16 protein-coding genes are annotated in these 26,206 nt (G+C 54.6%); 12 read left to right on the top strand and 4 right to left on the bottom strand.

What is annotated here, in order from left to right:
- The first annotated feature begins 80 nt into the window (after positions 1 to 80).
- The 7 genes from CEK60_RS01410 to rfaH are packed head-to-tail and all read left to right on the top strand — an operon-like array spanning position 81 to position 14,992.
- Positions 81 to 2,129, top strand: coding sequence for a capsular polysaccharide biosynthesis protein (locus CEK60_RS01410; protein WP_089037498.1), 2,049 nt, complete (start codon positions 81 to 83; stop codon positions 2,127 to 2,129).
- 1 nt (position 2,130) lies between these two features.
- Positions 2,131 to 3,366: a capsule biosynthesis protein gene (locus CEK60_RS01405; RefSeq protein WP_089037497.1), complete on the top strand. Its 1,236-nt coding sequence runs from the start codon at positions 2,131 to 2,133 to the stop codon at positions 3,364 to 3,366.
- On the top strand, positions 3,363 to 4,181 hold the full coding sequence (locus CEK60_RS01400) for an SDR family NAD(P)-dependent oxidoreductase (protein WP_232471452.1): 819 nt from the start codon (positions 3,363 to 3,365) through the stop codon (positions 4,179 to 4,181). Before CEK60_RS01405 ends, CEK60_RS01400 begins: the two co-directional genes overlap by 4 nt.
- Position 4,182: 1 nt before the next feature.
- Positions 4,183 to 5,823 carry an LTA synthase family protein gene (locus CEK60_RS01395; protein ID WP_089037496.1) on the top strand — a complete coding sequence of 547 codons (1,641 nt, stop codon included), beginning with the start codon at positions 4,183 to 4,185 and terminating at the stop codon, positions 5,821 to 5,823.
- The gene (locus CEK60_RS01390) at positions 5,820 to 13,136 is read left to right on the top strand and encodes a type I polyketide synthase (RefSeq protein ID WP_089037495.1); all 7,317 of its coding nucleotides are present in this window, start codon (positions 5,820 to 5,822) and stop codon (positions 13,134 to 13,136) included. Before CEK60_RS01395 ends, CEK60_RS01390 begins: the two co-directional genes overlap by 4 nt.
- The gene (locus CEK60_RS01385) at positions 13,133 to 14,467 is read left to right on the top strand and encodes an aminotransferase class I/II-fold pyridoxal phosphate-dependent enzyme (RefSeq protein ID WP_089037494.1); all 1,335 of its coding nucleotides are present in this window, start codon (positions 13,133 to 13,135) and stop codon (positions 14,465 to 14,467) included. Before CEK60_RS01390 ends, CEK60_RS01385 begins: the two co-directional genes overlap by 4 nt.
- Before the next feature lie 3 nt (positions 14,468 to 14,470).
- Positions 14,471 to 14,992 (top strand): transcription/translation regulatory transformer protein RfaH, encoded by a 522-nt coding sequence (rfaH, locus tag CEK60_RS01380; protein WP_089037493.1) that lies wholly within the window; start codon positions 14,471 to 14,473, stop codon positions 14,990 to 14,992.
- Between the two features lie 41 nt (positions 14,993 to 15,033).
- On the opposite strand, the gene CEK60_RS01375 is transcribed toward rfaH, so the two are convergent.
- Positions 15,034 to 16,095, bottom strand: a complete 1,062-nt coding sequence (locus tag CEK60_RS01375) for a TRAP transporter substrate-binding protein (protein ID WP_089037492.1) — start codon at positions 16,093 to 16,095, stop codon at positions 15,034 to 15,036.
- An 87-nt stretch (positions 16,096 to 16,182) separates the two neighbouring features.
- A complete protein-coding gene (locus CEK60_RS01370) occupies positions 16,183 to 18,558 on the bottom strand; it encodes a cytochrome P450/oxidoreductase (protein WP_089037491.1) in 2,376 nt (791 codons plus the stop codon).
- Between the two features lie 204 nt (positions 18,559 to 18,762).
- Between CEK60_RS01370 and CEK60_RS01365 the strand changes: the two genes are divergently transcribed.
- Entirely contained in the window at positions 18,763 to 19,440 is a 678-nt protein-coding gene (locus CEK60_RS01365) for an IclR family transcriptional regulator (RefSeq protein ID WP_198361443.1), read from the top strand.
- 146 nt (positions 19,441 to 19,586) lie between these two features.
- On the opposite strand, the gene rnk is transcribed toward CEK60_RS01365, so the two are convergent.
- Positions 19,587 to 20,000 carry a nucleoside diphosphate kinase regulator gene (gene rnk, locus CEK60_RS01360; RefSeq protein ID WP_038485867.1) on the bottom strand — a complete coding sequence of 138 codons (414 nt, stop codon included), beginning with the start codon at positions 19,998 to 20,000 and terminating at the stop codon, positions 19,587 to 19,589.
- Between the two features lie 128 nt (positions 20,001 to 20,128).
- Positions 20,129 to 21,481, bottom strand: coding sequence for an NADP-specific glutamate dehydrogenase (gene gdhA / locus CEK60_RS01355; protein ID WP_089037490.1), 1,353 nt, complete (start codon positions 21,479 to 21,481; stop codon positions 20,129 to 20,131).
- A gap of 467 nt (positions 21,482 to 21,948) precedes the next feature.
- Between gdhA and CEK60_RS01350 the strand changes: the two genes are divergently transcribed.
- The 4 genes from CEK60_RS01350 to CEK60_RS01335 are packed head-to-tail and all read left to right on the top strand — an operon-like array spanning position 21,949 to position 26,196.
- Positions 21,949 to 22,494: a Csu type fimbrial protein gene (locus CEK60_RS01350; protein WP_089037489.1), complete on the top strand. Its 546-nt coding sequence runs from the start codon at positions 21,949 to 21,951 to the stop codon at positions 22,492 to 22,494.
- Between the two features lie 8 nt (positions 22,495 to 22,502).
- On the top strand, positions 22,503 to 23,024 hold the full coding sequence (locus CEK60_RS01345; protein ID WP_198361442.1) for a Csu type fimbrial protein: 522 nt from the start codon (positions 22,503 to 22,505) through the stop codon (positions 23,022 to 23,024).
- 41 nt (positions 23,025 to 23,065) lie between these two features.
- Entirely contained in the window at positions 23,066 to 23,821 is a 756-nt protein-coding gene (locus CEK60_RS01340) for a fimbrial biogenesis chaperone (RefSeq protein ID WP_089037488.1), read from the top strand.
- A gap of 8 nt (positions 23,822 to 23,829) precedes the next feature.
- Positions 23,830 to 26,196 carry a fimbria/pilus outer membrane usher protein gene (locus tag CEK60_RS01335; RefSeq protein WP_089037487.1) on the top strand — a complete coding sequence of 789 codons (2,367 nt, stop codon included), beginning with the start codon at positions 23,830 to 23,832 and terminating at the stop codon, positions 26,194 to 26,196.
- The last annotated feature ends 10 nt before the right edge of the window (positions 26,197 to 26,206 follow it).

Here is a 26,206-nt window from a genome sequence, read left to right as displayed (position 1 = left end):
AGACCTTTTCACGTATGTTCGCCGCTTTAATTGTTTGCGTTTATATTTCCGCTTGTTTTTGACACTATTTCGGCTCTTTCATGGCAAAACTAATAGCAGGCTATACATCTCCCGGTATTACCAAGATCAACGCGCTTGCTTCTTTTTTGCCTGAATACTCGCATTTTTCACGCATTAGGCCACTGAGCTCGAAACCGAATGCGGTGATTGGCTGGGGGCTCAAACCCACAAGTGATGGTGCTCGCCATTATGCCGCTCGTCACCGCCTTCCGTATGTCGCTCTTGAGGATGGCTTTCTTCGTTCTTTAGGACTAGGCGTCGAAGGCTATCAGCCGCATAGCATGGTCGTCGATTACACGGGCATCTATTATGACGCCTCTCGACCTAGTGATTTAGAAAACTGGCTCAATCATGCCACCTTTGACGCCGAAGAGCTTGCCCAGGCCACGCGCTGCATTGAGCAACTATCGCGTTATCGCTTATCGAAATACAACCACGCGCCTGATTACTCGCTTCCCGTTGCTGGGACTGACACTGTCTCTGGGACTAACAATGTATTAGTGGTGGATCAAACGGCAGGCGATGCCTCTATTCACTATGGCGGCGCTAACGCAGACAGTTTTCGGCAAATGTTAGCCTGCGCTTTAAACAACCACCCTGATGCCGATATTTTTATTAAAGTACATCCTGACGTTATCGCAGGCAAAAAGCAGGGGCATCTAGCAGATGCTCACGATCACCCTCGTTGCCATATCATCAGCGATAACATTAACCCCTGGGCACTGTTTGACCGAGTCAAAACCGTTTATGTCGTCACCAGCCAGTTAGGTTTCGAAGCCTTGATGGCCGGTAAGCAAGTGCACTGCTTTGGCCTGCCCTTCTATGCGGGATGGGGATTAACGCACGATCAGCTCAGCTGTACACGTAGAAGAGTCTCTCGGCGTTTGGAAGAGGTATTTGCCGCCGCCTATCTTCGTTACACCCGATATGCCAACCCCTACACAGGCAAGGCCGCGACGCTGGAAGAAACGATTGCTCTGATTGCCGACCAAAAGCGTCAGCAAGAGCGCCTGCGTGGTGAGTGGTTAGCCTGTGGCTTCTCTTCATGGAAGAAGCGCTTCATTGGCCACTTTCTTGGCCCAGCGGCAAGCATTGAATATCAAAAAGAGTTGCCAGCCGCTTTCTCAACGGAGGCTGAAAAACCCAACCTACTGGTGTGGTCCAGCCGTATTAACGATGACTTTAAAGCCCGCCACCGAGACCATCTAGATGCACTATGGCGAATGGAAGACGGCTTTATACGCTCCGTGGGCCTGGGGGTAGACCTCACTCAGCCACTCTCTTTGGTCATTGATCGACAGGGCATTTACTACGACCCAAGCCAGCCCAGCGAGCTTGAAACGTTGCTCAATAGCGCTGATTTCAGCGATGACTTATTAGAGCGAGCGGAACGATTGCGCGAACGTTTGGTCGCATTGAAGCTTTCCAAATATAATGTACCGGGCAAAGCAGCCATTGAATTGCCCGCCAATAAGCACATTATTTTGGTGCCTGGCCAGGTAGAAAGCGATGCGTCAATTGCCACAGGGTCGCCAGAGATAAGTACTAACAGTGCGCTGTTAAAAGCCGTACGGGACACCAACCCCGATGCTTTTATTATTTACAAAGCCCACCCTGACGTGATTACCGGTGCGCGTATCGGAGCACTCGATACCAACGCCAAACGCCTGTATGATCTCGACGCTAGTCATATCGATATCACCGTATTGTTAGCACGCGTTGATGCGGTGCATACCATGAGCTCGCTCACTGGCTTTGAAGCGCTACTTCGTCGACGCCTGGTATGCACCTATGGCCTTCCGTTTTACGCTGGCTGGGGGCTAACCCAGGATGCCATGCACTGCCCACGACGCAACCGGGCGCTGTCGCTGGATGCGCTAGTCGCAGGAACACTGCTGCTATACCCAAGCTATGTCGATCCCGGCTCTCGACAGCTGTGTAATGCTGAAACGGTAGTCAGCCTGTTGGAGCAGGCTAAATTAGAACAAGTTAAGTCTCAAAAACACATGCTTACATGGAAGCAGCGGCTATATCGCTGCTATCGTAACTTATTCATTGGAAGTCATTAAGTTGAAGCAAAAGCGTGCATTCTTATTTCTCCAAGGCGTCTGCTCGCCCTTTTACCAGCGTCTCGCCCGTCGGCTAACCGACGATGGTCACCGCGTGGTAAAGGTTAACTTCAACGCTGGCGATATCGTCTACTGGCAGCGTACCCACAGCCAAAACCATTTGTTTCGCGGCCCGCTTAGCGAGCTACCGGCTTATATCCAGTCGTTGTGGCAACGTTACGACATTACTGATCAGGTGCTGTTTGGTGACCGGCGTCCGATTCACCGCCCCGCGGTTGACTTGGCAGCCGCGGCTGGCATTCGTACCCATGTCTTTGAAGAAGGCTACTTTCGCCCTTTCTGGGTCACCCTTGAACGCGAGGGTGTTAATGGCCACTCACTACTCCCCAGAGACCCCAAGTGGTTTTTTGAAACGGGTAAAGCGCTGCCCAAACTCCCTGCACCGGTTCGCTTTCGCTCGTCTTTTAAAATCCGTGCCGCTCACGACATGTGCTATCACCTAGCGGGGCTAGCGAATCCCCTGGTGGCTCCCCACTATCGTAACCATGCGCCCATCACTGCGCCGGTGGAGTATGCGGGCTACGCCAAACGCTTTACCTTACTTAAGTACTGGAAAAAGCGTGATGCTGCGCGGATTAAAAATCTTATCGAAGGCGGAAAGCCTTATTTTATGTTGCCGCTGCAGCTCAACACCGATGCGCAGATTCGCGACCACTCACCTTATGCCAATATGGAAGAGGTGATGGATCACGTGATGGGATCATTTGCGCTACACGCCCCTAGTGATGCGCTGCTGTGTATAAAAAACCACCCGCTGGATATGGGGCTGGTTAATTACCCGAACATTATTAAACGGCTGGAAGGTTTTTACGGCCTACATGGACGCATCGTTTACCTAGAGTCAGGCAATCTCAATCCATTGCTTAAACACGCCACGGGCACCGTCACAGTAAACAGCACGGTCGGCATTGTTTCTCTTGAAAAACAGTGCCCTACCTTTGCGCTCAGCGACCCCATCTACAATTTAGCGGGCCTCACCTACGAAGGCTCTTTAGATGAGTTTTGGCACCAACCGCCGCTGCCCAGCCAAGCGCTGTTTGGCTATTTTCGCAACACGGTGATGTACACGACGCAAATTAATGGTGGTTTTTACTGCCAACCCAGTATCGATTTAGCGGTGAACAATGCAGCGCGTATACTAGAAGCCTGCCCTTCACCACTGGAGACGTTGCTGTGAGCGTTGGTGTGAACGTTGATGTAACGACCTCTTGCCCTGCTAATGCACCCCGCTGCGTACTGATTACCGGTGCCACCGGTGCAATAGGCGGGGCGCTAGCCCGTGCTTATGCAGCCCCTGCTACGCACTTGGTGCTACATGGCCGCAACCAGCAGGCGCTTGAAGAGTTGGCGATGGCGTGTCGAGAAAAAGGCGCACAGGTGTCGCTATCATCAGCCAGCTTGACCGACGCAAGCGAGCTCAACGCATGGCTTGATGCGCTATGTGCCGAGCACGTTCCAGATATTGTGATTGCCAATGCGGGTATCAATACTCATCCAAGCGCAAACACGCTAGAACCGTGGGACGAGGTTCAAGCGCTACTCGATGTCAACTTAAAAGCCCCCATTGCAATGGCCCAACGACTGGTTCCCGCCATGCAAGCACGCGGCAGCGGTCAATTGGTGTTTATTAGCTCGTTGGCGGGCTGGCACGGCCTACCGACAACGCCAAGCTACAGCGCCAGCAAAGCAGGCATCAAAGCCTACGGAGAAGGTCTAAGAGGCTTACTCGAACCCCATGGCATTGGTGTGACCGTGGTAATGCCTGGCTACGTCACTTCCGCCATGTGCAATGCCATGCCTGGCCCCAAGCCTTGGGAATGGCCGCCAGAGCGGGCCGCCAACGCCATACAACGTGGCATCACCGCTAACCGCGCCCGTATCAGCTTTCCCTTCCCGCTGAATTTCGGTACTTGGTGGCTGGCCGTGCTACCGGCAGGCATTTCTCAATGGCTCATCAAACGCCTTGGCTTTAATCATATCGGGGGCGCGTAGCGTGGCGTTCTTTCTATCATCCACCTTTATTAGCCCACTTTTAGTAGGCTTGTTAGGTAGTGTGCTGTTCGAGGCGCTGCTGAGCCCTCGCCCACAACCGTTTTGGAAACGCGGCATAGCCGCAAACACGCTGCACCTTGGTAGCTGGTTACTGCTGTTTGGCGCCTTTATGCTGCTTCTGCAACGCCCTTGGTTTGCTGTTGTTTTTATCTTATCGCTGCAACTCGTGGTCGTGCAGTCCAGCAACACTAAATCACGCACGCTGAACGAACCCTTTATCTGTCACGATTTTGAATACTTCTGGGATGCTATCTTGCACCCGCGTCTGTACGTGCCTTTTTTCGGCATTGGTCTCGCCATTGCGGCTAGCAGCGCCGGTGCGGTTGCCATTGGTAGCTTTTTGGTTTTTGAACCATCACTGGTCCGCCAATGGGGCGGCACAGCGTTTCTAGCGAATAGCCTAATGCTGATAGCAACCGGTACGCTGCTCGTTTGGCTAGGGTGGCGCAAACTGCCGCCTATCACGCTTACCCCTACCGTTGACCTAGATCGACTGGGGCTATTTTCCAGCCTGTGGGCATACGGCATTGCCCTGATGCGCTCACAACCGCCCACAGCCGATGCATCGCCCTTTCAGCCACTTGCTCAACATACGTCACTTGATCAGCACAGCCTTGAGCTAGACGCCGATGCGGCCAAGCCAAACGTTGTACTGGTACAAAGTGAATCGTTTTTTGATCCTCGCCCATGGTGTAGCGAGATTGCCGCTGACTTACTGCCGAATTATGATGCTACCTGCCAGGAAGCTGTCGTGCAGGGAGCGCTGAATGTGCCCGCATGGGGCGCAAACACGGTGCGCACCGAATGCGCTGTCTTAACGGGCCTAGCGCCTGATGCCTGGGGACCGCGCCAGTTTAATCCTTACCGTACGCTGTCGCGCCACACACTGCCCAGCATTGCTAGCGCATTCAAAGCCCAAGGCTATCGAACGGTTTGTGTTCATCCTTATCCCGCTACCTTCTACATGCGAGACAGCGTTATTCCCAAACTGGGGTTTGAGACGTTTATCGACATTAGCGCATTCGAAAGCCAGGATAAGCATGGTCAGTACATTGGCGACCAAGCCGTTGCACGAAGAGTTGGACGCCTGCTTGAAGATAACGATAATAGGCCTCTCTTTGTGTTTGTGATTACCATGGAGAATCACGGCCCTTTACACTTAGAAGCACCGGAAAAGGCCAGTGTAGCGTCAACATTGCCAGCAGCGCCGTGGCCGCTACCGCATCATTTACGCGATTTGGCTGTTTACCTGCACCATTTGGGTGAATCAGATAAAATGCTCGGAAGCGTTAAAGCAGCGCTAAACTCTGCTATAAGACCAGGGCTGCTGGGCTGGTACGGTGACCACGTACCCATACTGCCTGCCGCATATAGGCACTATTCGCCTCCTGCTAGCAGCACCCCGTACATGATATGGTCAACGGAAGTAGATCGTAATTTGCATGATAAGACGCCTATTGAGCGCACGTCGTGCACGCTGGAAGCAAACGAACTTGGCGTCTACCTATTTAAACGAGCGTTTGGACGCGATATAAGTAGCGATGTGATCAAGGCAGAACCAGAACCTCAGGAGCAAGAATGACTAAACGCGTTGCCATTATCGGCGCCGCCCATCGTTTCCCCGGCACCACACCTGAAACGTTCTGGCAGGACCTGCAAGCCGAAAAAGACCTCGTCACCCAAGTGGCCCCCGGCCGCTGGAGCCTCGATGCTTTCCAGCATCCGGACAAACGCCATCCCGGCACCAGCGTCACCTTTGCCGCGGGTAGCCTAGGCGATATCAGCGGATTCGACGCAGAGTTTTTCGGCATTTCGCCCCGTGAAGCGGCGAACATGGACCCGCAACAGCGCATGCTGTTAGAGCTTAGCTGGGAAGCCATGGAAAGCGCGGGCATCGTGCCCAGCACCCTGCGCGGCAGCCAGTGCGGCGTTTTCCTTGGCATCGCCAGCCTTGATTATTCCTATCGCCTTGCCGATGACATGGCGGCGATTGATGCCTCGACCGCGACAGGCAATACCTCAAGTATCGCCTCTAACCGACTTTCTTACGTCTTTGATCTACACGGCCCCAGCATGTCGCTGGATACCGCCTGTTCCTCTTCCATGGTGGCCTTCCACCAGGCATGCCAATCGATTCGCAGCGGCGAAACCAATATGGCGCTAGCAGGTGGCATCAGCCTGCACCTGCACCCCTATGGTTTTATTATTTTCTCTAAGGCCAGCATGCTCTCGCCCACCGGCCGCTGCCAAGTCTTCGATGAGGCCGGTAATGGTTACGTGCGCTCCGAGGGTGCCGGGCTGTTTTTGCTAAAAGATTATGATCAAGCCGTGGCCGATGGCGACAATATCCTGGCCGTGGTAGCAGGCTCAGCGGTGAACACTGACGGCCACAAATCTGGCCTGACGGTGCCCAACCCCAGCGCCCAAATTGATTTAATGCGCCGTGCCTACGAACATGCTGGCATTTCGCCGGACGAGATCGACTACCTTGAAGCTCACGGCACCGGCACCGCCGTTGGCGACCCCATTGAAACTCGAGCTATCGGCGAAGCACTCGGCAAGCATCGTAAAACACCACTGCTGATAGGCTCAGTGAAAAGCAACCTGGGTCATTTAGAAACGGCTTCAGGCGTTGCCGGGCTTGCTAAAGCGCTGTACAGCCTGCAGCACCGTGAAGTGCCCGCTACGATTGGCATACGCAATCTTAATCCACGCATCAAATTTGATGAGTGGAACATTAGCGTTGTCACCAAAGCCCAAGCGCTCAAAAAGCAAGGCCGCTTGGTCATTGGCGTTAACTCCTTTGGTTTTGGTGGCGCCAACGCTCACGTCATCCTGGAAAGTGCCCCCGAAAAAGCACCAGCACCCCGCCAAGTGCCCGATTTTGCGCTACCCGTTCGCGTTAGCGCACGAAGCCAGGAAGCTTTGGCGGCGAATGCCCGTGGGCTAGCTAACTTCCTACGCGAAAGCGACCATGCTTTCTATGATATCGCCCACACGCTGAACAGCCACCGCGAACAACACACCTTTGGCGCGCTGTGTTTCGCCCAAACACCGGAAGCCGCCGCCAGCGCGCTCAGCCAGTTTGCTGAAGGTGAAGCCAACAGCGTTGTGACACTGGAGCGCTTAGCTAACGCCCGGGGTCCGGTGTTTGTTTACGACGGTAACGGCTGCCAATGGGAAACCATGGGGCATGACCTGCTAGACAGCGAACCCGCGTTTAGCGACGCCATTGATCGTGTGGATGCGCTGTTCCAGAAGCATGGTGATTTTTCGCTGCGTGACGAGCTTGCGGGCCGTAACCAGGAAGAATCCAGCGAAGAAGGCCGCTTTGAGCGCACCGAAATCGCTCAACCCGCCCTGTTCGCACTGCAGGTCGCGTTAACCGAATGGCTTAAATCCAAGGGTATCGTGCCCACCGCCGTATTCGGCCACAGCGTTGGCGAAGTTGCTGCCGCGTGGGCATCCGGCGCATTAACGTTAGAAGACGCCGTTAAAGTTATTTATTACCGCAGCTTCTACCAGGGCAAAACCCGTGGCCTTGGGGAAATGACTGCTGTCGCCATCAGCGCGGAAGAGATCGCCCCTTGGCTTGAAAAAGCCGAATTTAGCAACATTAGCCTGGCAGGCATTAACAGCCCCAAAGGCATTACGTTAGCGGGTGACCGTGACCAGCTAAGCGCCATTGAAGCAGCCCTTAGCGAACAGAGCACCTTCGCAAAGCGCCTGCCACTGGACTACGCCTTCCACAGCCCCGCCATGGACAGCATCAAAGCAGGCGTCGTGGAAGCCTTGGCTGACATTCGTCCAGGCGCCACGCAGATTCCTTATGTGTCCACCGTTACCGGCACCATCAGTGAAGGCACACAGCTGGATGCCCATTACTGGTGGCTCAATATTCGTGAGCCCGTCCTATTTGATAACGCCGCTACGGTGCTTATTGAGCAGGGTTACAACGTCTTTGTGGAAGTCGGTGCACACCCCATCCTGCGCCGCTATCTAAACGACTCTTTACGCCAGCAAGAGCGCAGCGGGTTAGTGCTAGGCACCATTGAACGGCATAAGTCAGGCGCAGATGGTTTAATCCGCTGCCTCGGCCAAGTGCTGCTAAGCGGCTTAAGCCTCGATAGCCACCACTTCTTCCCCGTAGAAGGCCAGCGCGCCCTGCTGCCACACTACGCCTGGCAACGCACCCAGCTTTGGGTGCAAGGCACCAACGATGGTCAAGGGTTGCTTTCCCGCTATTATCAGCACCCGCTACTTGGCTACCCATTGGCGCAGCAGGATCACACCTGGGAAAGCCAGTTGGATACCAAGCGCCAGCCATGGCTGGCCGACCACGTCGTCGGCGAAGGCGCCGTCTTCCCGGGCGCGGGGTTTGTCGAGCTAACGCTAGCAGCGGCCCTGCAGCAGAAAGACACACCGCTTTTGGACATTGAAGAGCTGGAGATTCGCGCTCCGCTACTGCTGGATGGCCACAACGGGCGCACCATGCGCTTAACGCTGGATCCAGACGACGGCCGCTTAGCCATCCACTCCCGCGAGCCAGCCACCGGTAGCGAATGGCAGCTAAATGCCGTTGCCCGCCGCATGCGCGAAAGCCGCGGCTTCTTGCTCAACAGAAAAGCACCAAGCCTGCCAAGCCGCGCGCCAGACTATACCCTGGCCGAGCACTTGCAGATGGCCGAACGTATCGGGCTGCATTACGGACCTGCGTTCCAAGCCATTAGCCGTGGCTGGATTGAAGGCGACAGCGTTATTGGTGAAATTACCCTATCCGATAGTGTCCAGTCGCAGCTCGATACGCTGCACGTTCATCCGGGCATTTTGGATAGTGCTTTTCAGATGTTCATTCCGCTGCTGGCTCAGCACAGCGAGTTTGCAGCCCAGCTAGCCTTCGTGCCGGTTCGTGTTGGACGCATCCAGGTGAACGCTGAAGCCGGTGCCCCGGTGCTAGCGCGAGCAGTCATGGGTAAGCGCGCGCCCCACTCCTTCACCGCCGACTTCGAACTGTATGACGCTGCCGGTAACGCCGTGGCCGTGCTTAGCGAAACCCGCTTCAAGGCGATTCGCTTAAACCGCGCCCATCACCAGCATTTTAGCTACCTGGATGTAGAGTTAACGCCTGCTCCGCTAAACGCTGCGACGCTTTCACTGCCAGGCAGTGCAATCGCCCGGTTGGCTGGGCTAAGCGATGCGTTTACCGCCAGTACCGGTCAACGCTATGCCCAAGAAGTATCACCGCTGCTCGATAGCCTTAGCGAAGCCTTTGCTGGTGTTAATGTTAACGCTGGCGAAGATCAGCTCGCACCGGAAACCATTTGGCAGTTACTGGTGCAGGATTACCCCGATTATTTTGCCCCGATTCATATGGTGGGTCGCTTAGGGCTACACCGTAAGCAATTGACCAGCGGCAACGACACGCTTGAAAGCCTAGGCATTACCGCTGAGCACCTAGCAGGCATTAATCGCGTCCTTATCGGCGAAAGCGGCTGGCAAGTGTTAGCTGCCGAGCTTGGCGCATTAATGGAAGCTACGCTAGCCACGCTGCCCGCCGGTCAGCGGCTGCAGTTGTTAGAAGCCGGCCCCTGCACCCCCGCTCTTGGCCAGCGACTGCTTGAACAGCTAGCGAATACGGCTATCGCTAAAGATGCGCACCACTACCGTGCCATCACTACCAGCGACACGGCTCGCCATCAGGCGGAACAGCTGCAAGAGCGTTTCCCGCTGATGGATATTCAGCCACTGGAAGATTCACTGCCGACGCTTAGCCCTGCTGAGAAAGCCCAGCTGGCGTTTATCAGCGTGGACGTGACCCAGCCTGAACGTACCCGCCAGTTGATTGAGGCGTTGCCTGGCCAGCTTGCGCCTGGCGCCCAGGTAATGCTGATTGGTGTTCACCCGAGCCGTTGGCTTGATGACTTACTGGCCACTCCCGGCATCGACCAAACTGCCCTGGAACAAGACAACCTAGTCGAATGGTTAGCGCAACAAGGTCTCAGCGTTTCGCCGCCGGTTGAGCTGGAAGAGAATGGTGCTTACCTACTGCATGGCCAGTACACAGCAAACAATGACTCGCTGACGCCAACGCCAGCAGAGGCCTACCATTTGATTGTCTCTGACGCTGAGCACGAAGCACTTGCTGCCCAGCTCGCAGAGCGGTTAGGCACCGCCAATACATGGCTAACCGTCAGCGACGCAATCCCGCAAGCCCTGTTAAATACAGCGTTAGGTGAACGCCAAGACGTACCTGCCGCACTCAATGTGATCGATCTGCGTGGGCTTAAGGGCTGTACAACCGCTGCTCAAACTCAGCGCTGCCACACGGCACAACAGTGGTCACTGGCATTAGAAGCCAGTGGGCTGGAAAGCCAAGGCAGCCGTGTCACGCTTTGGCTACCGACCCAGGCTGCCAGTACAGGCGATGACGCCGCGCTATGGGGCTTTGGTCGTTCGCTCGCCAATGAAGCGGTTGGCCATAGCGTCACGCTGATCGATCTACCCAACGCGCCCAGCGATGCGACGTTAAACGCCTTTGCAGCGTCACTTGCTACGCCAGATAGCGAAAACGAGCTGGTAATAACGGTTGAAGGCGAGCGGTTTGCTACCCGCCTGCGCACCCTGCCTGCTCCTCACCCGGTCAAGCAGGCAAGTACTGCGCCTCATCAGGCAATGACGCTGGGCTTTGCCCTACCCGGGCAATTGCGTCAGCTACAGTGGCGGCCACGCCCACTGCCTGAACTTGGCGCGGATGAGGTAGAAATTCGCGTTAAAGCGACGGGACTCAACTTCCGCGATGTCATGTACACCCTGGGCTTACTGTCTGATGAAGCGATTGAAAATGGCTTCGCTGGCCCGACCCTGGGGCTTGAGTTCTCGGGCGAGGTGCTTGCTGTTGGTGCCAATGTTCAACACGTCATTCCTGGCCAGGCGGTCGTGGGCTTTGGACCCGCTAGCTTCAGCGACCAACTGATTGCCAGCCAGCACGCTGTCGCACCTCTGCCTGAAGGCGTCAGCTATGCTGCCGCCGCGACGATACCGACCACGTTCTTCACCGTGTACTACGCGCTAAAACATCTGGCACGTCTGGAGCCCGGTGAGAAAGTGCTGATTCACGGTGCCGCTGGCGGTGTGGGTATTGCCGCGCTGCAAATTGCCCAGTGGCTGGGTGCCGATATCTACGCCACCGTTGGCTCTGAAGAGAAGCGCGACTTCCTGCGCCTTATGGGTGAAGAGCGTATCTACGACTCCCGCTCGCTGACGTTTGCCGAAGAGATCCTAGAGGATACGCAAGGCGAAGGCGTGGATGTCGTACTGAACTCATTGGCAGGCGAAGCGATTAACCAAAACCTCCGCGCACTACGTCCGTTTGGTCGCTTCCTGGAATTAGGTAAACGGGACTTCTATGAAAACACGCATATTGGCCTACGCCCGTTCCGCAACAACTTAAGCTACTTCGGCATCGACTCCGACCAGTTGATGAAAGTGCAGCCTGCCCTCACCCAGCGCCTGTTCGGTGAAATGATGGCGCTATTTAACGATGGCACACTCAGCCCGCTGCCGTTCACGGCGTTCAGTCACAACCAAGTGATTGATGCCTTCCGTTATATGCAGCAAGCACGCCAGATCGGCAAAGTGGTAGTCACCTACGAACAGCCGATTGCTCCACCGCGTAACGAGCTATTAGGCACCGGCGCTATGACACTCTCAGCCGACGCCAGCTATCTAGTGACCGGCGGCTTGGGTGGCTTTGGCCTAAAAACGGCTCAATGGTTAGTCAGCAAAGGTGCACGTCAGCTTATCCTGCTAAGCCGCAGCGGCCCCGCTAGCGAAGAAGCCCAAGCCGCTATTGCGGCCTTTGAAGCCCAAGGCGTGAAGGTACTGGCTGCAGCCTGTGATATTACCGATTACGACGCGCTAGCAAGCGTTATGGCGCGCGTGCAACGCGAACTTAGCCCGCTGCGTGGCATCGTGCATGCCGCCACAGTGATCGACGACGGCTTGATTCGCAACTTAGATGCCGAGCGTATTCAAAAGGTGCTGGCTCCTAAAATTGACGGTGCCCGTCACCTGGATGCTCTCACCCAGGATATCTCACTCGACTTCTTTGTGCTCTACTCCTCGGCGACCACGCTATTTGGTAACCCAGGACAGGCCAATTACGTTGCCGCCAACCACTGGCTAGAAGCCTTTGCTGCCCGCCGTCGCGCCGCTGGACTACCCGCTACCTGCGTCCGCTGGGGGGCTATTGAAGATGTCGGTTTCCTGGCGCGCAACACGCGCACCCGCGATGCGTTGCAAGAGCGCTTAGGCGGTTCTGCGCTGCGCTCTGATGACGCCCTCAAGGTGCTCGAACAAATGTTGCTGACGCCTGGGCCAAGCCTTGGTGTTCTTGAGCTTGAATGGGGAGCACTGGCGCGTTTCTTGCCCACCGCCCAGGCACCACGATTTAACGAAATTGCCCGCACCAGCGATGATGATGGCAGCGTTGACCACGATGACGATATCAGCGCGCTACTGGCCGACCTCTCACCGGAAGAGCTGCACAGCACCATTACCGACCTACTGCGCGCAGAACTGGCTAGTATCCTGCTGATTGATGAAGAGAAAATCGACATCAATCGCTCGGTGTACGATATGGGGTTTGATTCGCTCATGGGCGTTGAATTGATGACCGCCATCGAGAACCGCCTGAACGTGCAAGTACCGGTGATGGTGTTGAGTGAAGCGTCAACACTTAGCAAACTGGCAGGTGTGCTGATTCAAAAATTACATCAGCATGACAATGATGTTGAAGAAGCGCCACAAGATGCGTTAGCCTCTCTGGCCGCTCGCCACGGGGCGGACGGGCTCAACAATGAGTCGGCTTCAACATCTACCACCGAGACACCATGACCGTAAAGCGCTCTGAACTGAAACGACAGCTGCTGGAACAGGCACGCAAGCGCCCAACGCCCCGTGCCACCAGCACCCAGGCCCCTGCTATCTCAGGCGTCGAGGCAACTCGGACTGTTCCCGAGCGCTTTACACGATTTGATGCCCACCCGGGTTATCAGCAGCTAGTCATGATGCGCCAGGGCGCTAAACAGCTCGGGCTGATAGACCCGTTCTTTAAAGTCCATGACGGCCTCGCCGGTGCCACCAGCGTGATTGATGGGCATGAGTGCATTAATTTCGCCAGCTACAACTACCTGGGTTACTCCGGTGACCCACGGGTGGTTCAAGCGGCATCCGACGCAGCGGCTCACTACGGCACCTCCGTTTCTGCCAGTCGCGTCGTCTCGGGTGAACGACCTATTCACGGCGAACTAGAGCAAGCAATCGCCAACATCTATGGTGTTGAAGACGCGGTTGTTTTTGTCAGCGGTCACGCAACAAATGTGTCTACCCTTGGCTACCTATTGGGCCCTAAAGACCTTGTGCTTCACGACGAGTACATCCACAACAGCTCGTTAGTCGGCGCACAGCTTTCCGGCGCCAAGCGTATATCCTTCAGCCATAACGATCCCGCCGCACTCGATGCTCTGTTAAGCCGCCATCGCCATCAATTTGAACGCGTTCTTATCGTCATTGAAGGGCTTTACAGCATGGATGGCGACATCCCCGACCTACCCCGCTTTATTGAACTAAAGCAGCGCCATCAGGCGTGGCTGATGGTCGACGAAGCGCATTCGTTTGGCGTCATGGGCGACACTGGCCTAGGCTTACGAGAACACTTTGCGATTGACCCAGCCGATGTTGATATATGGATGGGCACTATGAGCAAAACGCTATCAGGCTGCGGGGGCTATATTGCCGGCAATAAAGCGCTGGTTGAAACACTGCGCTACTTTGCACCCGGTTTTCTTTACAGTGTCGGCATGCCCGCCCAAGTGGCCGCGCCTTCGCTTAAAGTACTGGAATTAATGCCCCAGGAAACCGAGCGCGTTACCCAGCTACAGGCAATCTCGCACTACTTCCTGGAGCAGGCTCAAGCCAGGGGAATGGACACCGGTCATAGCATTGGCTCTGCCGTCGTACCCGTTATTGTGGGTAGCTCGCCGCTCGCGGCACACCTCTCCCATGCGCTGTTTGCACAGCACATTAACGTGCAGCCTATTCTGTATCCTGCGGTTCCTGAAAAAAGTGCTCGACTACGCTTTTTTCTTTCCTGTGAACACACGAAAGACCATGTTGACCAAACGCTGGATGCACTCGCGCTACTGCTCGCAAACGCCAAAGGGTGATTTATGGAGGAGTTCGAAACCCAAGCAGAGCGGGCTAACCCCTGCTGGTATGTGATTCAATGCAAAGGCGGCGAATCATTTCGCGCCGCAGAACACCTCACCAATCAAGGGTACGAGGTGTTCCACCCAGTGCTAAACGCTAAACGTAAGCGCCAAGGCAAACTCACGCTGGTAACCGAGCCACTTTTCCCCTATTACCTGTTTATTCGGCTGGATCAGACCGTCAGCAACTGGCGGCCAATTCGCTCTACCCGCGGCGTGCTGCGCCTACTCACCTTTGGCAACACGCCGATCGCCGTACCGAATGCCCTGGTAGATACCCTTCGCGCACAGCCGCATCATCAAGAAGGCAGCCACAGCTACTTCTGCGCTGGGGAAAAAGTGACGATCACCGACGGCCCCTTCAAAGATCTAGAAGCCGTTTTCAAACGTTGCAAAGGCGAAGAACGCGCTATCGTGCTGCTTAACGTGCTACAACGCCCTCAGGATGTCGAGATCTCTGTCGATAACCTACAGAAAAAATAACCCGCTGCCCGAAGCACAACAGCGCCTCGGGCAGGGACACATCACATGCTCTGGTCAACCACTTCCTCAGCACTCAACCCTTCTTCACTATCTATAACGTCGAGCTGCTCCAGGAAGAAACTGCGTGCGGCTTCACCGTTAACACCACGCTCATTAGCCTCGGCCTCCCACTGACTTGGAAGATCTGCGGCTATTTGTTGGAAACGCTCAAGCTCTTCGGCGGGCAGTTCCACAAACGTGTTGCCCTGCTGTTGCGCGAACTCGACGCCACGCTCATCCACCACATCCATCATGTAGCCAAACAAACGAGAAAGTCGTTCTCCCGACACGCTTTCAATGGCTGTGCGGTCCTCTTCAGAAAGCGAGGCCCATGTATCAGGGTTGATAACCAGCGAGAAACTGCCTCGATAAAAACCACCCGGCATCTGAACGGTGTAGGGCAACACTTCCGCTAGACGAAAACTTTTGAGCCCTTCAAGTGTTAGCATTGCGCCATCAATAACGCCCTGTGTAGCAGCCTCATAAGTGCTGGCGGGGGGTAGTGCTACGCCGGTCAGCTCAAGTGCATTCGAAATGTCTGCCATAATGCCGCCACCAATGCGAACACGCTTACCGTCTAGGTCGCCAAGGCTATCAATCTCTTCGCCAAGATAAAGCGCACCCGGCCCATGTACCCCAACCCCGATCACCTCAACCCCTCGGTGCTCATTAGCCTCGGCTAGGAACTCGTTATGGGTGCGCCAATAAGCCACCGACGCAGACTCGGACGAGAAATCCTCAAACGTGGGTAGCTCGGGCAGTTTGGTCAGTTCGAAACGCCCCGGCATTAAGCCATGAAAAAGCCAAGTAACGTCGGCAACGCCATCTGCGATTAATTCCATTTGTGAGCCTGGCGGCCCCATATCGTGAACAACGTTAACAGTGACGCGCCCTTCGGTAGCTTCCTCAACCCAACTCCCCCATGTTGGCCAAACAATAGTGTTAACGCCGTGATTAGGGCCCGCCCAAGTACTAATCTGCAATTCAGTCGCGGCGGTGGCATGCTGTAAAGTGCCTAATGCCATCAAGGCAGACAGTGTTGTCAGTGTGGCGAGTTTTTTCATTATTAATGTCCTCTCTTTGATTACAGGATTAGCGTGCAACGTCTTGCGTTTTAGTGTTGTTAGTTGTTGCTGGTAAATTGTTAGCGATTAGAGAGCGAGTACAAGACGATCCCCCTTAGCTCTCGAACAGCAGGTCATCATACGATCACTGGCAGCCCGCTCAGCACGGCTGAGTACCAAGTCACGGTGATCAATATCCCCCTCGACAACAGCGACTTCACAGGTACCGCACAAACCTTCACAGCAGTCGCTGGGCACATCAACGCCAAACGCTGTCAGTGCTTCAAGCAAGGTCTGGTCATTCCCGACCTGAAGTGTCACGTTAGAGTCGCTAAGCATTACCTCGAAGGCATGCTCTTGCTCAGGATCAAGGATGTTTGAGCGAGCCGAAAAATGCTCAACATGTAAGACGCCTTCAGGCCAGTTCTGCGCCAATACCTCGAGCGCCTCTAACATTCGTTCAGGGCCACAGCAGTAGACCTGGTCACCCTTGGCTACGTTACTAAGTGCGGTCGAGATATCAAGCCGACAGCCCTCATCGCTTGCATGAACGGTTAGCGCTGCGCTGTGGTCACGCTCGACGCGCTCCAAAAAGGCCATGGTTTGCCGCCCGGCGCCGCAATAGTGGAGTGTGTAAGGTTTACCTAATGCCTCAAGTTTATCCGCCATGGTAAGAATCGGCGTAATACCAATACCGCCTGCTATCAAGGTATAGCGTTCTGCCGTCTCATCCAGGTGAAAATGATTCTTTGGGCCAGCAATGTGCAGCACGTCACCTGGTTTGATCATTTCGTGAAAATGTAATGACCCGCCACGCCCCGTAGGCTCACGTAAAATAGCAATAGACAAACGATGCCGGTCATTGCGCTTTCCACACAGCGAGTAATAGCGCCGCCATTCGCCTGAGACCAGCTCGACATGTGAGCCAGGTGACCAGTCCGGTAACTCACGGCCATAGGGGTCGACAAGATCGATCCGAACGACTTCCTCGGCTTCGCGCTCTACCTCAGCGACTAAAACCCGACGCACAATATCCTCTTTAATAGGCGCACCAATATGGAAATGTGTCGGGTTCTCAAGTACCGCACGGTTACGACGTTCAGGGTTCTGCTCAGGATTCCACTCCACCCAAAGCGAGGTTGGACCACGGAAAGACGTATTGGGCAGATACTCGAATGCTTGGTCCTCAATGAGATGTATATGGGGTAAACGGCGGACAAATTCATCAAGGATAATACGCATTTCCATGCGGGCAATATTCTTACCCATACATTGATGCGCACCGTAACCAAAGGTGAAATGCTCTGCTGAGTTATGGCGGTAGATATCAAACTCGTCAGGGTTTTCAAAATGTCGTGGGTCACGGTTCGCCGACGCTTGCACCAACAACAGTTTGCCGCCTTTGGGGATCGTCACACCCCCTACGTCAGCATCCTCAGTAGCGATACGTCGCCAAGCCACCACCGAGCCAGCGGCACGGAGACACTCCTCAATGGCGCTGGGAATTAGCGTCGGGTTCTCACAGATATCATTCCAAGAATCACGGTTCGATAGCAGGATGCGGAAAGCGTTCGTGGTGGCGAAAGCCGTCGTCTCATGGGCAGCTACCAAAATCGCCATCATCATTGAGCGCAGGTAACTCTCAGGCACAACCTCGGGGTGCTGGTTATGCATACGAATCGAATCATACATCCACCCCTCGCCCGTTGGATCTTCACGCATGCGATCGAGAATAGTCTGCGCCGTTTTCCAGAATTGCCCTACGTCTTCAGCGATCTTCAGTTGCTGTTCTGGCGAGGGGCGGCCCCAGGTGTTAAGCGTGTGAGCAACGGAGAATTTGCGAAGCTCTTTGGCATCTTCGCTGGGCACCCCCAGAAAGCGCAGCGCCACGGTCATGGGAATTTCCCGAAACATCTCCTCTACCAGATCCGCGCGGCCTTTATCGATGAAATGATCCATATAGCTACGCACTAACTCGCGAACCCATGCCTCATGCTTCTCGAGGTTCTCAGGCAGGAAAGCCTCCATCAGCAGGCGGCGGCGCTCCATGTGGTCTGGCTCATCCTCGTTGACCATGGTGCGACGCATTGCAAAGCCATAGCTTTCGAGAATTTTTACCGCCTCGGGAGGCGCTGGCGTCAGTTTCTCCAACGCGATAGCGGGAGAAAAGGTCAGATTGTCACGAAAAACAGCTTTTACTTCTTCATAGCGGCTGACAACCCAGTAACCGAGCTTAGGGCTGAAGAATACCGGCTCCTGCTCGCGAGACCAGCGTAGTGCCTCGGCGGGGTCGAGCTGGTAAGACGCACCGAAAGGATCAAAGGCAGCAGCATCACTCGAGACGGGGCACCCCGTCGGTGATGTCAGCGTTGTTTGGCTAGTGGCATGGCTAGTTGCATGAGCGGGCTGATGAAAAGGACAGCCTTCTGCCATTCCATCGGGCTGGCGTACAGGTGTGGTCATGATGTCTCCAAGGAGGGAACGCTCGACAAACTGTTTGTTTTATTTTTTGTATCTATTAACGCACAACTATAATCTATTATAGAGACAAAAAAATAGATGAAGAGTCGCGCACCGTCAATACATGTTTGCAGCCCCAAGGTACTGCGCCATACTTGTCGATCCTTCATTACCCATACGCAAACGTCTGTTCGAGGTTCTCCACTGATGTCGTCCACGCTTCAAACGCTTGATCGCGGCCTGCTCGCCTTAAAAATAGTCTCCGAGCATAATGAAGGTATCAGCATTGCTAAGCTTGCTGAGGAGCTTGAAGTACACAGGACTATCGCCTACCGCATCGTCGCTACGCTCGAGTCACATGCCCTGCTTACCCGCACACAGGGAGGCACCCTTAGGCTAGGCGCAGGCATTACTTTGCTAGCTTCTCGTTTTGAACCCCAGCTCCATGCGGTCGCCCTGCCACTGTTAAAAACCCTGGCCAAAGCAACCCGCGCGACTGCGTTTATTTCGCTAGCCCAAGGGGAAGAGTGCATGGTGACGCTGGTCGCTGAGCCTGAAGAAGGAATGCTGCGTGTGGGATATCGCGTTGGCAGCCGTCATCCATTAACACAAGGCGCGGCGGGTATCGCAATTCTGGCAGGACGAGCACCGCAGGAAGAGGACAGCCCTGAGGTAAAGCAAGCCCGCGCTGAAGGCTATAGCCTCACGCGGGGGCAACTGCAACGCGGCGCGGTTGGCGTAGCCACCCACATCCCGACTACCCGGTCTCGCAGTGGTATGGAAGCGTGTGTTGGGGTCGTCGCGATGGATGACCTGGATAGTGAGCGAGCAATTCGCGAGGTAAAGATTTCCGCGATACAGCTAGCTGAGTTGATAGGACAGTAGTGATAAGGGCAGTAGTGATAAGGACACGGCGAACTGGCGCGCTTTGCGACCCGTTCGCCATTAGGCATCAGTTCGTACTTGATAGCTTTATTGAAACACTCCCCTCCAGGGCCGAGAGTCGCCACCACTTACTTGTCACTACTTACTTAGCGATGAAACTGCTTCTCCCGCTCGGGCTGCCAGAAAATCGCATCAATGCGTAGGCGTACTTCGGTGTTGTTCGGTAGCGGCCACTCAATAACATCGCCCACGCGTAAGCCAATTAACGCCGCGCCAATTGGCGCCATCACCGAAATGCCATCCTCAACGCTTTCAAGCGCATGAGGATACACCAATGTGCGAATCATCTGACGTTCGCGGGTCAGGTCCGTAAAGCGTATCTGGCTGTTCATACTGACCACATCCTCAGGGATATCCTGAGGGTCAAGCACCTCTCCGCGCTCCAGCTCCTCTTCCAGTAGCTCCGCCACCATCATGTCTTTTTCAGATGCATTATCAATCAGGCGCTGAAGTCGTTCAGCATCAAGACGATTAATGATAATAGGAGGACGCTGCCCCATCTCTACTCTCCTTGGAAAGCAATCAATAGTGATGTCAGTGAGCATAAAACGCACCAACGAAAACAGCCCTTCCCCAGAGGGAAAGGACTGTGTTACGACAGTGTATGTGGTTTAGCTAATAAAAGCGATTAGATAACGCCCTGCTCAATCATCGCATCGGCCACTTTGCGGAAGCCCGCAATGTTAGCACCCAACACAAGATTGTCAGGTTCACCAAACTCACTTGCCGTATCCGCACACTGACGATGAATATCCGCCATAATTTGTTTAAGCTTCTGGTCAACTTTCTCTAGCGGCCACTGCTCCATACTGCTGTTTTGGGCCATCTCCAACTGACTCGTCGCCACGCCACCTGCATTCGCTGCTTTGCCGGGGCCATAGGCAATCTTAGCTTCTAAAAAGACATCTACCGCCTCTTTAGTGGAAGGCATATTAGCTCCCTCGCTCACGCAGGTAACGCCATTCGCCAACAGTGTTTTGGCATCGGCTTCGGTCAGCTCGTTTTGCGTCGCACAAGGAAATGCTGCCTCGCCTTCAATACGCCAAACCGCGTGGCCATCCTGCGGGTAATCCCGAGCCGAAACATACTGAGCTTCCGGGTGCTCATGCAGGTAGCTTTCCAACGAGTCACGCTGGACTTCTTTTAACTGTTTTAGCAAGCCTAAATCGATACCGCTAGGGTCGTGAATAGTCCCCTTGGAATCACTACAGGTAACGGGCTTGGCACCCAGTTCATAGAGCTTCTCAATCGTATAAATCGCCACATTGCCCGCGCCAGATACCAAGCAGGTTTTACCACGCAAGGCTTCGCCTTTCGCTGCCAGCATGTTCTCGGCAAAATAAACCGCACCGTAGCCAGTCGCCTCTTTGCGACCGAGGGAACCACCCCAGTTTAGGCCTTTCCCCGTCAACACGCCCTCGTAACGGCCCGTTAAACGCTTATATTGACCAAATAGATAGCCAATTTCTCGTCCACCAACGCCAATGTCCCCAGCGGGCACATCGGTATGCGGCCCAATATGACGATAAAGCTCCGACATAAACGCCTGACAGAAACGCATGATTTCGTTGTCAGACTTCCCTTTTGGGTCAAAGTCAGCGCCGCCCTTACCACCGCCAATCGGTAACCCCGTTAACGCATTTTTGAAGATTTGCTCAAACCCTAAAAACTTAATGGTGCCCGACGTCACGCTGGGGTGAAAACGCAAACCGCCTTTGTAAGGGCCAAGCGCCGAATTAAATTGCACGCGATAGCCTTTGTTGACTTGTACACGACCAGCATCATCCACCCAGCTCACCCGGAACATGACCTGACGCTCCGGCTCAACAATGCGCTCAATAATACTGTGCTGATGGTAATGCGGCGCACGTTCGAACAGTGGGCGAAGACACTCAAGCACTTCCTCAGTGGCTTGATAAAACTCAGTTTGTGCAGGGCTACTTTTCGCTAAACGTGTCAGCGTATCGTGAACATAAGGCATATACAGACACCCTTTTATAGTTAAAAACGTCGATTTGCTGGCCAGAGCGATGACGTATTTAACTGCGAGCACGCAAACCTGCATACCCTATGCCGGTTCGGTATAGGCCAGAAAAACATTAAAAATAGACTAAAGTGGTAGCCTTATCGCCCCGCTTTGGTGCAATTAACGAACGCTAATAAACGAAAAATAAACGTCAGGTAAACAACAGTGCACGCTTGCTGGGAAGTCAGTTCAATCAGTGTTTAAACACACAAATGATGTCGCCGATCCATTTTTTAAGCTCCTAATACTCCGACAGTGCTTTTTTAGTATTACGTGCTAACTTAAGAATATGTGTGAATTTAACAAATTCTACTGAGCATTTAGGTCTTAGATCAGGTCTTGAGTCAGACCTTGAGTCAATCAAGCGAAATGCTCCTTCCTATGGGCAACGCTGTAAGCAGTTAATCTCTAAGGAGTTTATTATGCTGACCTCAAGCTACTCTCGAGCCACCGGACTAGGCACTGTCATTGCTGCACTCATTTTCTCTCCCTCCTCACTAGAAGCCCAGACCGTTAGTGGAACCATCGATGCCTCAATCACCCTTGAAGACGCCTGCTCGATTAATAACGAGGAAGGTGCTGCCGTCGACTTCGGCAGCTTGGCATTCGGCACCCACTCTGCGCTGTTTGATGAGTCAGATGCTCAAGTAGCTGGTGCTGGAGGCATCTCAGTACTCTGCTCACCTGGAGTAACCCCCACCTTCACCTTGCTCAGCGGCCTGCATGACAACCAAGCCTCCCCCGCTGTCCATGCCATGCAAGATACTGCCGCAACGGCATTTGTCGGTTACACCTTGTACACGGATACAGCACGAACGACGGCACTGGCTGTAAATGACACCATCGTACTCAGCGCATTCGCCAATGCTCCACAGGCAATTGAGCTTTACGGGCGCGCCTTTGGTGACCCTGGCAACCTACCTGCAGGCACTTATGAAGACACACTGAATGTTGAACTGTCCTGGTAGCTTCTCGAATGGCTCGGCGTTTGCGACTCGTCGCCCCGATGATGATAGCGGCGGGACTGGCGCAGGCCTCTCCCACCGACACGTTCATGGTGTCAGCCACCATTACGCCTGGCTGCCTAATCAATAACGAAGTTCCTTCAGAAGGCACCCAGGTTGGGGTGCTAGGAAGCCTAGCCTTTGGCACCGCCTCAGCGCTTTCCCAGGAAACGCGCAATGTAGCGCTGCTTGCCTCCGGGTCTTTTACGCTCAGCTGCACACCAGGAATTTCACTAAATATGCGTATTGATGGCGGACTTCAGCCAGATAGTGATCGACAGCTCAAGCGGGAAAATGGCAGCGAAACACTGGCCTACCAACTCTACCAGGATGCCGCTTCACAGAACGCGATTGGCATTGACCAGCCCATCACCTTAGACACCACGTCCAGCCCTAATGATATTACCCTCCCCATCTGGGGCAGGTTAACGCTGCCAGGCAACCGCCCAGCAGGTAGTTACCGCGACGAACTCGTACTTACGCTGGAGTGGTGACATCGCAGCGAAGGGTTCAAGCTCGATTGAGGAGAACAGCTATGCTGGAAAGGCGCTTTGGCCACATCATTGGGATTTTCATCCTGCTAAGCCTTCTTGCAGGTCCTTCCTCAGCTAACTCTCTGCTGATTTGGCCCATTTACCCGATGATCGAAAGCCATCAACAGGCGAGTGCACTTTGGCTGGAAAACAGAGGTAGCGAAACGGTCAATATGCAGGTGCGGATTTTTTCTTGGTCTCAGGCAGGAGGAGAAAATCACTACCAATCTCAACAAGGCGTTGTGGGTAGCCCACCCATGACGGCGATTGCCCCCGGGGAACGCCAGATGGTGCGCTTGATCCGCCAAGAACCCTCGCCAATTGGCGAAGAGCAAGCCTATCGCATTATTGTTGACGAAATCCCAACATTAGCCCCCGATGACGAAGCTCAGCATGCGTCGCGCGCAGCCATCCGTTTGCAGCTGCGCTACTCGTTACCACTGTTTTTATATGGTGAAGGAGCACTGCCACCCGAACGCCCAGCCTCCAGTAACACACCTTATCCCGGCCTAACCTGGAGACTCGTAACACATCAGGGGCAATCGCAACTAGAAATACGCAACACGGGTCAGCATCATGTGCGCCTAAGCCAAGTTACCTTTGAGCAACCAGGGCAACGCAACGAAGTCACTAATGGGCTGCTTGGTTATGTACTGCCCGGGCAGGTACGACGCTGGCCACTACCTCAAGACATAAGACCTACTGGCGAGCTTCGTGCTCATATTTCGGGAGTCAGTTATCGCATTGCGGCCGAGTAGGCGCCAGCATGCTCCCACGTATCCATTGGCATCTCCCGATATGGCTCATGTTGGGCAGTTGCGCTTTACTTTTAACGGTGGTGTCTTTTCCTGCTATCGGCCAGGCATTGCCTCCACCGCCACGCGCGGGTGATATCCAGGCAGTTTCGGAACTCCACCTGGAGATCATCGTCAATCAACGCTCCACCCAGCGTATCGAGCACGTTACCCAACAGAGCGGCGAACTGTTCATCAAGCGAGAGGTACTCCAACAGCTAGGCCTTCCTAATGAACACCTGAACCATCAAGATAACATCATTAATATCAGCCAATTAGATGGATTAGAAGCGCGCTATCACAGCCCCAGCCAACGGCTATACCTGGAAGTACCTCCCCATTGGCTACCTCACCAGTTTCATACTAATTCACCTCAAAACGAGATATTCGCACTCAACACCAGCCCTGGCGCGTTGCTGAACTACGACGCTTATATCAGCGACACTCCGGGTGGCGCGACACTTGCCAGCTTAGGGCACGAAGCGCGAGTGTTTGGTGCAGCGGGAACTTTAAGCACCTCTGGCATTTACCGCGAGGCAGTGACAGGAGAGAGTGGACAAGATAACGGCTACCGGCGTTTCGATACCCGCTGGGAGTACGCAGATCAACAGCGGATGCTTCAGTACAGCGCAGGAGACGTCATCACCAGACCACTGGGTTGGACGAATGCAGTGCGTCTTGGCGGCATCCAGGTTTCCCGGAACTTTGCCCTTCGCCCCGATATCATCACCCACCCACTACCTGAATTCAGCGGCGAAGTAGCGATTCCCACGACCCTCGATCTGTTCATCGATGGCGCGCAGCAATCCTCAATGGAACTAGCGCCGGGTCCCTTCACTGTCACCAATATGCCCATGGTCACCGGCGCTGGCGAAGCCACCATTGTGACCACCGATAGCCTGGGGCGAAGAGTGTCCACTAGCCTACCGTTTTATGTTTCCAGCGAACTGCTACAACCCGGCTTAAGCACCTTCAGTTTCAGTGCAGGTGCCCCGCGCCGCCACTTCGGCCAGCGTGATTTTGCCTATAGCGGAATGGCCGCCACCGGCAGCTATCGGCGCGGCATCAACAATCAATTCACCATGGAATTGCAAACCGAAGCCAGCGACGATTTAACCACTGCAGGCGCTGGTGGCACGTTTGGCTTATGGCAGCTAGGCACGCTAGAGACAGCCTACCGCCAAAGCCGCAGCGAAGGCGTCACCGGTAATGCCTACACGGCCGGATACCGCTACCGGAGTCGCCGCTTTAACATCGCCCTGCGCCACCAAGTAGAACAGGCTGATTTCACCGATTTATCTCGCCACATTCACAACGCGGCACGCGAAAATACGCAGCGGAAAGTTACCCAGTTTACCGGGGGGTTAAATCTTGGCACGCACGGGTCGCTTGCTGGCGGCTACTTTGACATCCAGACCGGTGACGATAGCCGTACTCAGCTGTTTAACCTGTCGTACAACCGCTCTCTATGGGATCGCATGCATCTCTCGCTCTCTGCCAACCGTGAGATAGGCGGTGGCTGGAACACCCTAGCCCAGATAACAGTGCCGCTAAGCAGCCGTCCTGGCACATTAAGCACCAGCGTACGCCGAGACAATAACGGAGGAATGACCAGCAGAGTCCAATATGCTCACGCCCCACCCATACAAGGCGGCTGGGGCTGGAACCTCGCCTATGAACACCGCGACACCGAAAGCAGCTACCGTCAGGCTGAGGTAGCTTGGCGGGGAGCCTCCACTGAATTACGCGGTGGCATTTTCGGCACCGGCGGCAATGACACACGTTATGCCGATGCCAGAGGATCGCTGGTACACATGGACAACCAGTGGTTCGCGACCAATTACGTGCGCGATGGATTTGTCGTCGTCAGCACCGATGGCCAAGCAGGCGTGCCGGTTCGCTACGAGAATCAATTAGTCGGCCATACCCGTGGCAGCGGCCACCTGCTCGTCCCCTGGGCCCGCGCCTACTACGCTGGTAAATACGAGATCGACCCACTGATCCTTTCCGCCAACCTCAATGTCCCAACAATTGAGCAGCGCGTAGCGGTAAACCCAGGTAGCGGCTACCTGCTGCGCTTCCCGGTTGAACGTGTTATTGCTGCGACACTGGCCATTCTAGACAGGCAAGGCGAGCCACTGCCGCTAGGCTCTCGTGTTATCACTGACAGCGGTGCAAGCGCGCTGGTGGGCTGGGATGGACTGACGTATCTCGAAGGCCTAAAGAGTGACAATCAACTACAAGTAACACTGCCCAATGGTAGCGCGTGCGTGCTCAGCCTATCTATTGATACCCGCATCGATGATATCCAGCGACTAGAGCCTCACCCCTGTACTTAGAGGAGCGCCA

It is taken from the genome of Halomonas sp. N3-2A (assembly GCF_002216165.1).
Lineage (GTDB): Bacteria > Pseudomonadota > Gammaproteobacteria > Pseudomonadales > Halomonadaceae > Vreelandella.
The sequence above is the reverse complement of the archived record's forward strand: the minus strand, read 5'-3'. Positions and strand labels throughout refer to the sequence as shown.